Below are 13,441 nucleotides of genomic sequence, written 5' to 3'. Positions count from 1 at the left end.
TGGAATTTAAAAATAACCATTATGAAACAAGAAGAACTACAAGCCATAGCCTCTCAATTAAAACATCCATCAGGAGAAAAAGGAATCGAAATGGCCAATATGATGAACGAAACGAACATCAATATGACCAAACATTCGATTCAGAATCTAAATATTTCAAGCGAAAACAGAATTCTAGAACTTGGCCACGGAAACGCTGGTCATGTAGAATTTTTGTTTGAACAAGCCAAAAATCTAAAATACTACGGACTGGAAATGTCAGAATTGATGTTTCAGGAAGCGCGCCAGATTAATCGAAATTTTGTATCTCAAAAACAAGCTTTCTTTTCGCTTTATGACGGAAACACAATTCCGTTTGAAGATGGATTATTCGATAAAATATTTACAGTAAATACCATTTATTTCTGGCAGAAGCCTGAAGAGTTACTTTCAGAAATCTATAGAGTTTTAAAATCAAACGGTACTTTCTGTTTGACATTTGCAGAAGAAGATTTCATGAAAAAACTGCCTTTTACGCAATTTGAATTTGAATTGTACAGTACTGAAAAAGCGCAGGAATTAATCAAAAAATCAGATTTTAAGATTGTTTACACAGAAACACAGAATGAAAAAGTAAAAAGCAAAACCGGCGAGTTGGTTGATAGAGCTTTTACAACTATTGTTCTGGAGAAATAATTTTTTGCCACTTCCGATAGCTATCGGAATAAAAAGATTAGCACAGATTAGAAAATCATTTTAATCCCTATAATCTGTGGCAAAAAAATAACCAATCAATTTTTGCAATCCTTTTTTGAGTACTTTCATTACTTTATTATTTAATCTTTCTGAATTATAATTCTCTACATTATGGAAGTTAAGAAAATCAATTTTTTACAGAGTTACAGCAGCATTTTATGGCTTCTTGGCGGAATTATAATTGGAAGTATTTTTGGATTGGTTTTCGGAGAGAAAGTTTTGATCATAAAGCCTATTGGTGATATATTCCTGAATTTACTTTTTACAGCCATTATTCCGCTTATCTTTTTTACAATCGGTTCTTCGGTAGCCAATCTGGAAAGAACAGAAAAATTGGGAAAACTGTTTGTCATAATGGTATTGGTTTTTCTCGCAACAATTTTGATATCAGCAATTGTGATGATTTGTGCGGTTTATCTTTTTCCGATTCATGAAGATATCGCTATTGCTAAAGTTCCGTTTGAAGAAGTAGCATCAGGATCGGCAGGAGATCAGATAGCAAAACTGCTTACAGCCAATGATTTCTTTGAATTATTATCACGAAAAAGCATGCTGGCCTTGATTATTTTCTCTTTTTTAGTCGGTTTTGCCACTTTACAGTCAGGAGAAAAAGGAAATGCTTTCAAAAGTTTTTTAGATTCAGGAAACGAGGTAATGAAACAGCTTTTGAACATTATAATGAAATTTGCACCAATTGGTTTAGGAGCTTATTTTGCTTATCAAGTTGGAGTTTTTGGACCGCAATTGTTGGGAGTTTATGCAAAACCGATGGCAGTTTATTATGCCGCCTGTATTTTCTATTTCTTTGTGTTCTTTAGTTTGTATGCCCTTGTCTCTGGCGGAAAAAGAGCTTTTAAAGTTTTTTGGAGCAATAACATAATGCCTTCTCTAACAGCAGTTGGAACTTGCAGCAGTATTGCGACTATTCCGGCCAATTTAGCAGCAGCAGAAAAAATGGGAATTCCGGCTCACGTACGTAATTTGGTAATTCCGCTTGGAGCACCTTTGCATAAAGATGGATCGAGTATGTCGTCCATCTTAAAAATAACTTTTTTGTTTGCCATGTTTGGTAAAGATTTTTCAGACCCGATGACGATTCTTTTAGCACTCGGGATTACAGTGGTAGTTTCAATTGTCGAAGGAGGTATTCCAAACGGAGGCTATATTGGAGAAATTTTAGCCATAACAGTTTACGGTTTTCCGATGGAACAAGCTTTGCCAGTCGCCATGATTTTAGGGACATTGGTTGACCCAATTGCTACTTTACTAAATGCCAATGGAGATGTAATCTGTTCGATGATGGTTTCGAGATTCTCTGAAAAGACGAAGTGGTAGCTGTTCTTTAAAACAATCAAAATTTTTATTAATCTTCCTCATCCGCGCAATCTGCGCGACATAACTAATACAACAAACTTATGAATTCAATACTACAACACGATCTCAACAATTTTGAGAATATCTTAGAAAAAACAAAACAGCACGGAATTGATTTTCTGAATAATATCGAAAATATTCCAACATCTAATACCTATTCAATAGATCCTAAAACGGAGCTAAACGAATTAGGTTTAGGATCTATCGAAGCTTTAAAGGAATTCAACGAGAGATTGGCTCCATTGATGGTTTCTTCGCCAGGGCCAAGATATTGGGGATTTGTTACAGGCGGTTCAACACCTGCATCTATTGTAGGCGATTGGCTGGCGACTGTGTATGATCAGAATACTCAAGCTGTAAAAGCACAAGGAGGAGCATCGGCATTAATAGAGTTTGAAACCATCAATTTATTATTGCAATTGTTAGAACTTCCAGATACGTTTTTAGGCGGATTTGTAACGGGCGCTACAATGTCGAATTTCACAAGTTTAGCAGTTGCTAGACAGTGGATTGGGAAACAATTTGGGAAAGATTTTGCTAAAAATGGAATTTCAGAAACGATTCATATTTTAACTGCAACCCCGCATTCTTCTTCTATAAAATGTTTATCGCTTTTAGGAATTGGAAGCCAGAATTATACCACTATAAAAACGATCGAAGGTAACCGTGAAGCTCTTGATATGGCTGATTTGGAAGAAAATATCAAGAAATTAAACGGAAAACCATTTATCTTGATTTCTAGTGCAGGAACAGTAAATACAGCCGATTTTGACGATTTTGAAGTAATTTCAAAACTAAAAGAAAAATACAATTTCTGGTGGCACATTGATGCCGCATTTGGCGGATTTGCAGCAGTTTCAGAAAAATATGAACATTTAGTACAAGGATGGGAAGGAGCAGATAGTATTACGATCGATTGTCATAAGTGGCTCAATGTACCTTATGAAAGTGCTTTTTATTTAGTTAAAAAAAAGCATATCAATTTGCAGATTGAAACATTCCAAAATTCTAATGCACCATATTTGGGTAATCCGCTGGAGAATTTTAATTATTTGAATGTTCTTCCTGAAAATTCTCGTCGTTTACGTGCGTTGCCTGTGTGGTTTTCGCTTAAAGCTTATGGGAAAGACGGTTTTAGAGATATTATCGAAAATAGTACAGCATTGGCTTTGCATTTTGGAAATGCTTTAATAGAAAATGATTTTGAGCTGTTGGCACCAATTCGTTTAAATAATGTCTGCTTTACGCTGAAAGGAGAACACAATCAAGAAAAAGTAAGTCAGTTTTTATCTGCTTTAAATGATACGGGAAAAGTATTTATGACACCAACGGTTTATCAAGGTAAAAAAGGAATCAGGGCTTCTTTTGTGAACTGGAGAACAACAGAAGATGATGTCAAACTTGTAATTGAGGAAATGCGAGAAGTGCTTTCGGAATTATAAACTTTATAAAAGTAGAAGAGCCTGTTTGAAGGAACAGGCTCTTGACTAACACAAAAAAAAAACAAAAAACAAGGTATTTAAAGAACGAAATTTTAAATTCGGTATGTAAATGCAATTGTCGCAATACGATTATCTAACTCATATCTTTTATCAATAGTAGTTTGCGCGACTGCAGATTTAATAGTAAAATTGTTGGTGTTGAAAACATCGGTAAAATTGAGTTTGATGTTTCCTTTTTTGGCTAATATTTGTTTTGAGATTCCAATGCTGAAATCAAAGAAGCCATCTCTCTGGTAAATTCCAAGATTTGATTTGGACTGATATTGTGCATTTCCTTCCGCTTTCAGGGTTTCAGTTATAGCAAAAGAATTTTGCACGCTTACATTCAGAGTCATAATAGGATCGATTGTATTGCTGTTTAAAATGTCTCCCATAAATTTATTTTCAAAAACATTGAATAAAGTGTTTACAGACCACCATTTGTTTAACTCGGACGTATTGGTAATATTGATTCCGTAATTGTATGATTTATCAACATTTATTTGAGTTGTAACGGTGGTGTTAGTGTCTGGATTGTAATTGTACACTTCTGTAAAAACATCTTTGGTGCTATTGAAATAAACAGAAGCCATAAAATTGCTTTTCCAGGCATAACCAATTTCCATAGCATGAGTAATCTCTGGAATCAAATTCGGATTTCCTTGTGAATAGTTGAACGAGTCATCGTAAAAACGAAATGGATTCAAATCAAACTGACTTGGTCTATTAATTCTTTTGCTATATGATGCATGTGCAGAATGATTACTCGTGAATTCATACTTTAAGGAAAGACTCGGGAACCATTTCAAATAATCATCTTTGTGTTCTTCATTCAATGTTTTCTGATCAATATTGATTGCGGTGTATTCACTTCTTAAACCAGCCTGAATATTTAATTTTTCTAACTGATATTTATAATTCGCATAAGCGGCATAAATCTGTTCATTATATTCAAAATGATTGGTCGAATTAAAATCGATAAGCCATTCATTATTTTCATAATATTCGTAAACAGATGGATTGTCATTGTTTTTAAGGCTGGCTTTAAAACCCCATTCAATAGATTGTTTTTCCTTGAATGGATTTACAAAATCAACTTTTCCAGTAAAAACTTTTAACTGAGAAGGAATATAACCACGACGGTCATTTACAACAGTAGCATTTGCTGTATTATCTGCGCTTTGAAATTGGTTCGATCTAAACTTCGATGTTTCGTATTCAAAATCAAAAGACATGTTTTTTCCTTCTGTATTAAATTTATGAACTCCAGAAAAAGCATAAGTATAATCATTCCATTTTTCTTTGCTGTCGTTATAAGTCAAAGCATCAAAAATGGGCTGGTTTGAAGTATTAAATACTGTATTTGTCCCATCAGCCATATTTTCATATCGCCCAATTTTGGCATCTACATAAAACTCTAAATTTGTTTTAGAAGAAACCTCATATTGCGTTCCAATCTTGAAGTTATTAGAAGTCAATGGTTCATCTGTAACAGAGGTTTGATGGTTTTTGGATATAATTTCCTGATGCGTAAGATTTGTATATTGCGTCTGATCGAAATTTTTATGTTCTTCTTCGCCTCGAAAAGTATAGCTGTAATTTCCGAAAACGCCCCATTTGTCTTTATTGTAATTTAAGTTGAAGCCAGAATTGGTTCTGTTTTTTCGTCCTCTTCCATAACTCGCAAAAGCGGTACCTTTTAATCCTGAAGCATTTGGCTTTTTCAAGATAATATTGATAATACCCGCTTTTCCTGCCGCATCATATTTAGAAGAAGGATTAGTAATTACTTCAATTTGTTTGATATTGGATGAGGTTGTAGCCTTTAGATAATTCGCCAATTCTTTTTGAGAAAGCTGTGTAAGTTTACCGTTTATCATAACCGCAACACCTTGCTGTCCGCGAATAGACAAATCGCCATCCTGAGACACGACAACGCCTGGCGCACGAGATAAAACGTCAAGCGCGGTCCCGCCTTCAGAAACGATGCTGTTTTCTACATTGAAAACCAAACGATCAGATTTTTGAGTATAAAGTACTTTCTTTTTAGTAATCACGATTTCATCTAAAGCATTAATAGCGGTTTCAACAATACTGTCTGTTTCTTTTTCTTCTGTCTGTGAATATCCATATACCGAAAAAGCAAGCATCATGGAGGTTATAATTTTTTTCATGCTGTTTTAATTTAGCCAATTTTAATCTTGTTTTTTTATCAGATTTATTGAAGAACAATTCGTTCTAATTCTTCTGAAAACTTTTTTTGAAGATCTAACGCTTGATTTGAAACAACTGAAATACGTTTTTTAAGGGTACGGAGTATACGTAACATAATGTGGCATTTAAAATTTGATAGGCCAAATATATAACTATTTATAATAAGTCTAAATAAAAATAGAATTAATTTTTCTAATTTTAACGTAATTTCTTGATTATAAGAAGTGCATAAATAAAAAAAGCGGTTTGTTTTATTTAAAAACAAACCGCTTTTCTAACTGAAAACCGTGACTGCGACTGAAAACTTACTTAGTAATTTCTCTAAAAACAGCTTCTAAATTTTTATTCTTCTGATTCAATTGTAATGTTTTTAAACCATTTTCGTTCGCAAAGTCAAAAATAGCTGGGCGCATATCCTTATCTGTGACAAAAGTTAGTTCCCATGTCATGTCATGTGTATTAATGTAAGAGGAGATGTTTTCTAGTCTAGCCAAAAGCTGTTCTTCGACTTTATAATCAAACTCTACTTCAATAACTTGCTCTTTATTGGCAGTAACCAAATGATCTAATTTATTGTCTGCAACAATTTGTCCTTTGTCAATAATTATGACACGATCGCAAATTGCTTCCACTTCCTGCATAATGTGTGTAGATAAAAAAACAGTTTTATTTTTCCCCGCATTTTTAATCACGTTACGAATTTCCATTAACTGATTCGGATCCAGTCCGGTAGTTGGCTCATCCAAAATTAAAACTTCTGGATCATGAAGTAAAGCATTTGCCAATCCAACACGTTGACGATATCCTTTAGAAAGCTGACCAATCTTTTTATGACTTTCTGGTGTCAGTCCTGTCAGTTGAATAACTTCTTCTATTCTTGATTTTGGCACGTTGTAAACATCGGCATTAAATGCCAAATATTCACGAACATACAAATCCAAATACAACGGATTATGTTCTGGTAAATACCCGATCGAACGTTGTACTTCTTTTGTATTTGTCATGACATCGTGACCATTTACAAGGGCTGAGCCACTATCGGCAAGTAAATAAGTGGTCAAAATTTTCATTAAAGTAGATTTTCCAGCTCCGTTGGGACCAAGAAATCCCACGATTTCCCCTTTCTCAATTTTAAAAGAAATTTCATTTAAAGCTTTTTGCTCTCCGTAACTTTTTGATATACTGTTTACTTCTATCGACATGGCTTTTTATTTGTTACAAAAGTAAACAGAAATAGTCTCTATTGCTAAAAATTTATCTCCTAAAGTAATTATAAAAAAAATCAACAGCACCAGTATTCACGGCATCGTTATTGTTAAAGGAATGCTAAAATTAAAATAAAACCCAAATCATGAAAAAAATTTTAGTGATGGCTGCTTTAGCTATCTGCAGTTTTGCAAACGCACAAAAAGGAACAGTATTAGTAGGAGGAAACATCTCTTATTCTTCTGAAACAAGAGATTATGGTAATGCTGAAAGAAAATCAAACGAATTTGCTTTTTCTCCAAAAGTAGGTTACCAATTTCACGAAAACTGGACAGTTGGAGGTGAGTTTACAGTTGCTTCTTCAAAAGATGATCAAGGTGTAAATGAATACAAAACAAATACTTCTAGATTTGGTGCATTCGTTCGTTACACTATGCCATTAAGCCAAACTTTCTCAGTATTCGCAGATTTAGGAGCTGGTTTCCAAAACAGAACTGAAAAAGATTACGTCGGAGCAAACTACTCAAAAGCTAAAGGAGACGGAATGTATATTGGTGTAGTTCCTGCTCTTTTCATTAACATGAAAAATGGTTTTGGTCTTAACTTTAGCATTGGAGGTTTAGGATACGAAACATTAAATTATGACAACAACGGTCCAGATGTAAGCAAATTTAATTTCAACTTTGGTAAAACAGCAAGTATTGGAATTTCTAAAAACTTCTAATCTTTAGTTTTATATTCAATTTCAGAAAGCGCTCCAAACGGAGCGCTTTTTTTATAACTATTTCTTGTTGTTATTTTAATTTTTAAGCTACTTAAAATGAGTTGTTTTTAATTAATTGTTAAGAAAATAATTACGGTTCTGTATTGGTATTTTAATTGTTTGTTGTATGTGAAATCTTAATAAAAATCACATATGAAAAAAATGCTACTTATTCTTGCATTAGCTATGGTTAGCTTTGCAAATGCCCAAAAGGGAACAATTTTAGTTGGAGGAAATATTGGTTATAGTTCTGAGAAAACTGATAGAGAAATTGCATCAGCAAAAAACAATGTTTTTCAGTTTTCTCCAAAAATCGGATATCAATTTCATGATAATTGGACAGCTGGAGTCGAATTTTCGGTAGTATCTTCAAAAAGCACTCTTGGAGAAGGTGAAGGCAAAGCCAATAACTTTAAAACAGGTGCTTTTGTACGTTATACAATGCCATTGAACGAAACTTTTTCAGTTTTTGCTGATTTGGGGGCTGGGTTTCAAAATCAAAAATTCAAAAATTACGAAAATGGATCGCTTGTATCAGATAATAAAGCAAATGGTTTTTATACAGGTATCACTCCAGCCCTTTTTATTAATATGAAAAAAGGTTTTGGTCTAAATTTTAGTATTGGTGGTTTAGGATATGAAACATTAAACTACGATAATGATAATGTTGATTATAGTAAATTTTTCGTCAATTTCGGAAAAACAGTAAATATCGGGATTTCTAAAAACTTCTAGTTTTAGATTTTTTATAAGTAGGAAAGCGCTCTAATTGGGGCGCTTTTTTATGTTTAAAAGAAATAAACTTATTCAACTTTAGTGGAGCTATATATGAAATAAATGAATTATAGATTTTGCAGATCACATTTTTTAGAGATTAATTTTTCTGTTTATAAGGTTAAAATTTGCAATTATGAAGCGGTATTAATTGTAGTAATAGTATGATATATACTATTTTACGTTATTCTGTTAGTTTATAAAAATATAAGTGCAAAGAGATAGGCTATTTAATTGGATTTTTGGCGATTGGTTGGGGAATAAAACCATTTTAAAAAACAATAAGGTTTGAGTAACTAAAAAGTTGCGTCAAATTAAGTCATTAAGGCGTTTTTATTTCTGATTCCAATTTAAATAATTGATTCAATGAAAAAGAAACTACGTAATCTGCATTTTAAATCAAATAGTCATCTATTTAGTAGCAATAAGAATGAAGTAGCAAGTAAATACTGTAAAAATAGATTATTTAATTTATGTTATGGCTACATCTTATTGGTTACACTTTTTTTAATCACCAGTAAAGTAAACAGTCAGGTAATTACACCAATGACCCTTCCATTTGAGAAGATTTGTGCAGACAGTAATTACAACGAATTCAATGTAACTTTTGAGATTCAAGGTTTTTCAAACTCAGCTAGTTATGTTGTAGAATTGTCCGATAGTGCAGATTTTTCTAACCCTGTAACAACAACAATACTAAGCACTACTGATTTAGCAGTGAATCGCAAAACGATAAAATTTGCGATCCCCCAAGATTTAGTTGGTTCAGAAAAATATAGTTTAAGAATAAAAGAAAAAGTTAGCGGTATCGCCAGTCCTCTTTTTCCCTCTTATGTAGGGAGCAAAATATTTTCAGTTTACTATAAAATTCACAATAATCAATTTACAATAAACAATCTTAAACCAACAGCAGATTACTGTATTGGAGGTAGTTATGTTTTATCTATTGATGCTGCAACAGAATCTAATAATTCGCCTTTAAAATATCCCTCACTTAGGTATAACTGGTATAAAAACAATGGACTTCTTTTGCCTGAAACTTTGGTGGCATCAGATACCAAAGGAACTTACACAGTAACAGAGCCTGGAACATATTACGCTAAAACAAATTACGGAACCTGTACATCTAATTCATATTCTAATCAAGTAACAATAACCGAATCTACAGGAGATAGTAATGTTGCTATTGTCTCTAGTCTTGGAAATCCATTTTGTCTTACAGATGGAGAGACAACGCTAAGCGTCGCTGCAGGAACTAACTACAAATGGTTTAGAGATAATGTGCTAATTGAAGGCGCAATAAATCAAACTTACAGTACTAAAATACCTGGGGTATATAGTGTTGTAGTAGGTATAGGGAGCTGTCAAAGCACGGGTTCGATAAACCTGCAAAGCAATGATTTTACAGCAGTGTTAGATATACCTAAAGAAAATACAATTGATACACAAAATGATCAAACTCTTGAAGCAAATATAACAACTAACGCAGAAGCTCCTAATTATAAATGGTATTTAGGAGGTGTTCTTATTCCTGATGCAGTATCAAATACTTACTTGATTAAAACAGCGGGAACCTATAAAGCTGTGGTTACGCAAACAGTAAACTGTATAGCTACTAAAGAGCTTAATTTTCAGGTGTCTGATTTGGGGTTGAAAGATATTCCAAATGTAATAAGCTTAAGTAGCGCAATTAATTCATGGGATATTCCTGTTGTTTATAAAAATGCGGCTACTAATGTTACAATTATTAGTTCACAAGGGGAAGTCATTTTTAATGGGGTGAACTATACACCTTCTAAATGGGAAATAAAAGATTTTAAAAGCGTGAATCCAGTATACTATTACATCATAACGACACGTGATAAGCAGGAAAAAAAAGGATCAATAACTATAATTAAGTAATATGAAAAAAACTTTACTCCTCCTGATTTTTCTTTTCGTTACTATCTATTCCGTTTATTCTCAAAACAATGCTGAACATGATGGGATTGTTTCGTTTTATATGCCTACACGAAATTCATTAAAATTTAATAGATATACTATTAATCCAACATTCAGTTTTGTTCGTGAGCAGAACAGTTATTTGAGTTTTTACAGCAAACGTCAATGGGTACAGTTTGATAATGCTCCTCAGACTTATTTGTTTAGTTATGCAGGAAGATTTAGAGAAAATGAAGGAATCGGTCTTGGGCTATTCCAACAAAATTATGGACTAATGACTTCTTTTGGAATTATAGGAAACTTTGCTCATAATGTAATGTTGCAAGAAGACAGTAATTTGACTTTTGGAGCTAATGTTGGCTTTTATAATAGTAAGCTCAATCAGGGAAAAATTATTACAAACGATATAAATCTTAATGTAGACAACATCCCTTCAAATTCTTTATTGGCGATAAATCCAGGTATTAACTATGGTAATTCTTTTTTGGATGTTGGTTTATCTGTAAATAATCTACTGCTCTATAATTTTAAAACCTCTCAAATAGTAAAAGGCGATCCGGAGAAGGCAGTAGAAGCTCATCTTATATATACAAATTACATTAATTCTTACGGTTTTTTTGACAGAAGTAAATTTTCTGGGATGTTAAAAACGGAATTCAAAAAGGATAAAACAGTTATTTCAGGATTAGCAATGTTTTCAGTTCCTAAAGGATTCTGGGTGCAAGGTGGATATAACAATTTGTACGGAATATCAGCTGGCTTAGGAATAAATATAACTCCAAAAATAGCTATTGAATACAATTATGAGAGAGAAATGGGTAACCTCTCGAATCTTGGAGCAGCCCATGAATTTGTCATTGCATATAGATTTAAAAGCAAGAAATACTATTACGGTGATGATGATGAGACAGGAATTATTAATCCATCTGACTCTCCAGAAGTGCTGAAGAAAAATGATGCTCAAAAAGAAGCTAAAAATAAACTGGCAGTAGAAAACAAAGCTAAAGCCGATGCAGAAGCTAAGTCTAAGCTACTGGCAGATAAAGCCAAAAACAAACTGGCAGCAGAAAATAAAGCTAAAGCAGAAATAGAAGCCAAAAACAAGCTGGCTGCAGAGAAAAAAGCTAAAGCCGATGCAGAAGCTAAGGCTAAGCTAGAGGCAAATAATGCCAAAGCTGAAATGAAGGCCAAAAACAAATTGGCCCAAGAGAACAAAGCTAAAGCCGATGCAGAAGCTAAAGCTAAGCTTGTAGCAGATAAAGCTCAGGCTGAGATGGAAGCCAAAAATAAAGCGGCCGAAGAGAAAAAAGCTAAAGCAAGTGCAGAAGCTAAAGCTAAACTAGAGGCAGCTAATGCAAAAGCTGAAATGAAAGCTCAAGACAAACTGGCTGCAGAAAATAAAGCTAAAGCAGAAATAGAAGCCAAAAACAAACTGGCCGAAGAGAAAAAAGTTAAAGCCGATGCAGAAGTTAAGGCTAAGCTTGAGGCAGATAATGCCAAAGCTGAAATGAAGGCTAAAAATAAATTGGCTGCAGAGAGCAAAGCTAAAGCCGATGCAGAAGCTAAAGCTAAGCTTGTAGCAGATAAAGCCCAGGCTGAGATGGAAGCCAAAAATAAAGCTGCAGTAGAGAAAAAAGCTAAAGCCGATGCAGAAGCTAAAGCTAAGTTAGAGGCAGATAATGCAAAAGCCGAAATGAAAGCCAAAGACAAACTGGCAGCAGAAAACAAAGTTAAAGCTGAAATGGAAGCCAAAAATAAAGCGGCGGTAGAGAAAAAAGCTAAAGCTGATGCAGAGGCTAAAGCTAAGCTAGAGGCAGATAATGCCAAAGCTGAAATGAAGGCTAAAAATAAACTGGCAGCAGAGAGCAAAGCTAAAGCTGATGCAGAAGCTAAAGCTAAGCTTGTAGCAGATAAAGCCCAAGCTGAAATGGAAGCCAAAAACAAATTGGCTGTAGAGAAAAGAGCTAAATCTGATGCAGAAGCTAAGGCTAAGTTAGATGCAGATAACGCAAAAGCTGAAATGGGAGCCAAAAATAAATTGGCTGTAGAGAACAGAGCTAAATCTGATGCAGAAGGTAAGGCTAAACTAGAAGCAGATAATGCTAAAGCTGAAATGGAAGCCCAAAACAAACTGCAAGCAGTTAATAAGGCTAAATCTGATGCAGAAGCTAAGGCTAAGTTAGAAGCAGATAATACTAAAGCTGAAATGGAAGCCCAGAACAAACTGCAAGCAGTTAATAAGGCTAAATCTGATGCAGAAACTAAGGTTAAGTTAGAGGCAGATAATGGCAAAGCTGAAATGGAAGAAGATAATAAAGCTAAGGGCAATATAGGAGTTCAAACTCGATTAACAGCAGATAATGCTAAAGCCGACGCTGTACTATCACAATTAATCATAGATAGAGATTTAAATAAATATGATGGGACTAAATCAATTGATGATTTAATGAGTACTCTTCAGGTATTAAACAGGAATCAAGCTAGTTTACTGAGCAGATTAAATCAAATGGCAGTTAAAAAAGGCGATGATATAGATGAGCTTAAGAATGAAAATGATTTAAAATTTCAAGGAGCTTATAGAGAGCGAGATATACCTGCAAATTCTCAGATAGAAAATAATGAGATAGAAGTATTAAAAAAACAACTCACACAAATCAATAAAGTGCAGGAAGAATTGCTAATTAATTTGGTGAATTTATACAACGAGAAATTAAAAAAAGGACTCAATAAAAATGATGCGCAGAACAAAAAGTTTTTATCAAAAATGGAAGCGTTAAAAAAAGAACAGCAGGCTATAGAGACAAATGTTATAAAGTTAATTAATAGTCTGGAAAAATGAAAGAGAAAACATATGCATCTAAAAAATGCTAATTAGTTGTTTCTCGTTTGAAAGATTGCATCATTCAAAGATATTATTCTAGCTAAAATGGAATTAAAGGTTGATTTCTTTTCA

At 33.6% G+C, this 13,441-nt stretch carries 9 protein-coding genes; 7 read left to right on the top strand and 2 right to left on the bottom strand.

The features are described 5' to 3' along the window. The first annotated feature begins 21 nt into the window (after positions 1-21). The 3 genes from LPB248_RS08630 (at position 22) to LPB248_RS08620 (ending at position 3,551) form a co-directional block, all read left to right on the top strand. On the top strand, positions 22-675 hold the full coding sequence (locus LPB248_RS08630) for a class I SAM-dependent methyltransferase (protein ID WP_177211073.1): 654 nt from the start codon (positions 22-24) through the stop codon (positions 673-675). Positions 676-846: 171 nt separating this feature from the next. Continuing rightward, positions 847-2,070, top strand: coding sequence for a dicarboxylate/amino acid:cation symporter (locus LPB248_RS08625; RefSeq protein WP_177211072.1), 1,224 nt, complete (start codon positions 847-849; stop codon positions 2,068-2,070). Between the two features lie 80 nt (positions 2,071-2,150). Then, on the top strand, positions 2,151-3,551 hold the full coding sequence (locus LPB248_RS08620; protein WP_177211071.1) for a pyridoxal phosphate-dependent decarboxylase family protein: 1,401 nt from the start codon (positions 2,151-2,153) through the stop codon (positions 3,549-3,551). Between the two features lie 92 nt (positions 3,552-3,643). On the opposite strand, the gene LPB248_RS08615 is transcribed toward LPB248_RS08620, so the two are convergent. Continuing rightward, positions 3,644-5,764: an outer membrane beta-barrel family protein gene (locus LPB248_RS08615; protein ID WP_177211070.1), complete on the bottom strand. Its 2,121-nt coding sequence runs from the start codon at positions 5,762-5,764 to the stop codon at positions 3,644-3,646. A 345-nt stretch (positions 5,765-6,109) separates the two neighbouring features. Continuing rightward, positions 6,110-7,006 (bottom strand): gliding motility-associated ABC transporter ATP-binding subunit GldA, encoded by an 897-nt coding sequence (gene gldA / locus LPB248_RS08610; protein WP_177211069.1) that lies wholly within the window; start codon positions 7,004-7,006, stop codon positions 6,110-6,112. A gap of 149 nt (positions 7,007-7,155) precedes the next feature. On the opposite strand from gldA, the gene LPB248_RS08605 reads away from it, so the two are divergent. From LPB248_RS08605 to LPB248_RS08590, 4 genes are all read left to right on the top strand, one after another. After that, the gene (locus LPB248_RS08605) at positions 7,156-7,734 is read left to right on the top strand and encodes an outer membrane beta-barrel protein (RefSeq protein ID WP_177211068.1); all 579 of its coding nucleotides are present in this window, start codon (positions 7,156-7,158) and stop codon (positions 7,732-7,734) included. 192 nt (positions 7,735-7,926) lie between these two features. Next, a complete protein-coding gene (locus tag LPB248_RS08600) occupies positions 7,927-8,508 on the top strand; it encodes an outer membrane beta-barrel protein (RefSeq protein ID WP_177211067.1) in 582 nt (193 codons plus the stop codon). A 531-nt stretch (positions 8,509-9,039) separates the two neighbouring features. Next, complete coding sequence (locus LPB248_RS08595; RefSeq protein ID WP_177211066.1) at positions 9,040-10,449, top strand: hypothetical protein; 1,410 nt, start codon at positions 9,040-9,042, stop codon at positions 10,447-10,449. A 1-nt stretch (position 10,450) separates the two neighbouring features. Next, the gene (locus LPB248_RS08590) at positions 10,451-13,327 is read left to right on the top strand and encodes a PorP/SprF family type IX secretion system membrane protein (RefSeq protein WP_177211065.1); all 2,877 of its coding nucleotides are present in this window, start codon (positions 10,451-10,453) and stop codon (positions 13,325-13,327) included. The last annotated feature ends 114 nt before the right edge of the window (positions 13,328-13,441 follow it).

The organism is Flavobacterium sp. LPB0248 (genome assembly GCF_013388355.1).
Classification (GTDB): domain Bacteria; phylum Bacteroidota; class Bacteroidia; order Flavobacteriales; family Flavobacteriaceae; genus Flavobacterium.
The sequence above is the reverse complement of the archived record's forward strand: the minus strand, read 5'-3'. Positions and strand labels throughout refer to the sequence as shown.

Coding starts and splice junctions, on each gene's coding strand:
- LPB248_RS08615 (WP_177211070.1), bottom strand. CDS start 5,764: ATGAAAAAAATTATAACCTCCATGATGCTTGCTTTTTCGGTATATGGA.
- LPB248_RS08590 (WP_177211065.1), top strand. CDS start 10,451: ATGAAAAAAACTTTACTCCTCCTGATTTTTCTTTTCGTTACTATCTAT.
- LPB248_RS08625 (WP_177211072.1), top strand. CDS start 847: ATGGAAGTTAAGAAAATCAATTTTTTACAGAGTTACAGCAGCATTTTA.
- gldA (WP_177211069.1), bottom strand. CDS start 7,006: ATGTCGATAGAAGTAAACAGTATATCAAAAAGTTACGGAGAGCAAAAA.
- LPB248_RS08630 (WP_177211073.1), top strand. CDS start 22: ATGAAACAAGAAGAACTACAAGCCATAGCCTCTCAATTAAAACATCCA.
- LPB248_RS08605 (WP_177211068.1), top strand. CDS start 7,156: ATGAAAAAAATTTTAGTGATGGCTGCTTTAGCTATCTGCAGTTTTGCA.
- LPB248_RS08600 (WP_177211067.1), top strand. CDS start 7,927: ATGAAAAAAATGCTACTTATTCTTGCATTAGCTATGGTTAGCTTTGCA.
- LPB248_RS08620 (WP_177211071.1), top strand. CDS start 2,151: ATGAATTCAATACTACAACACGATCTCAACAATTTTGAGAATATCTTA.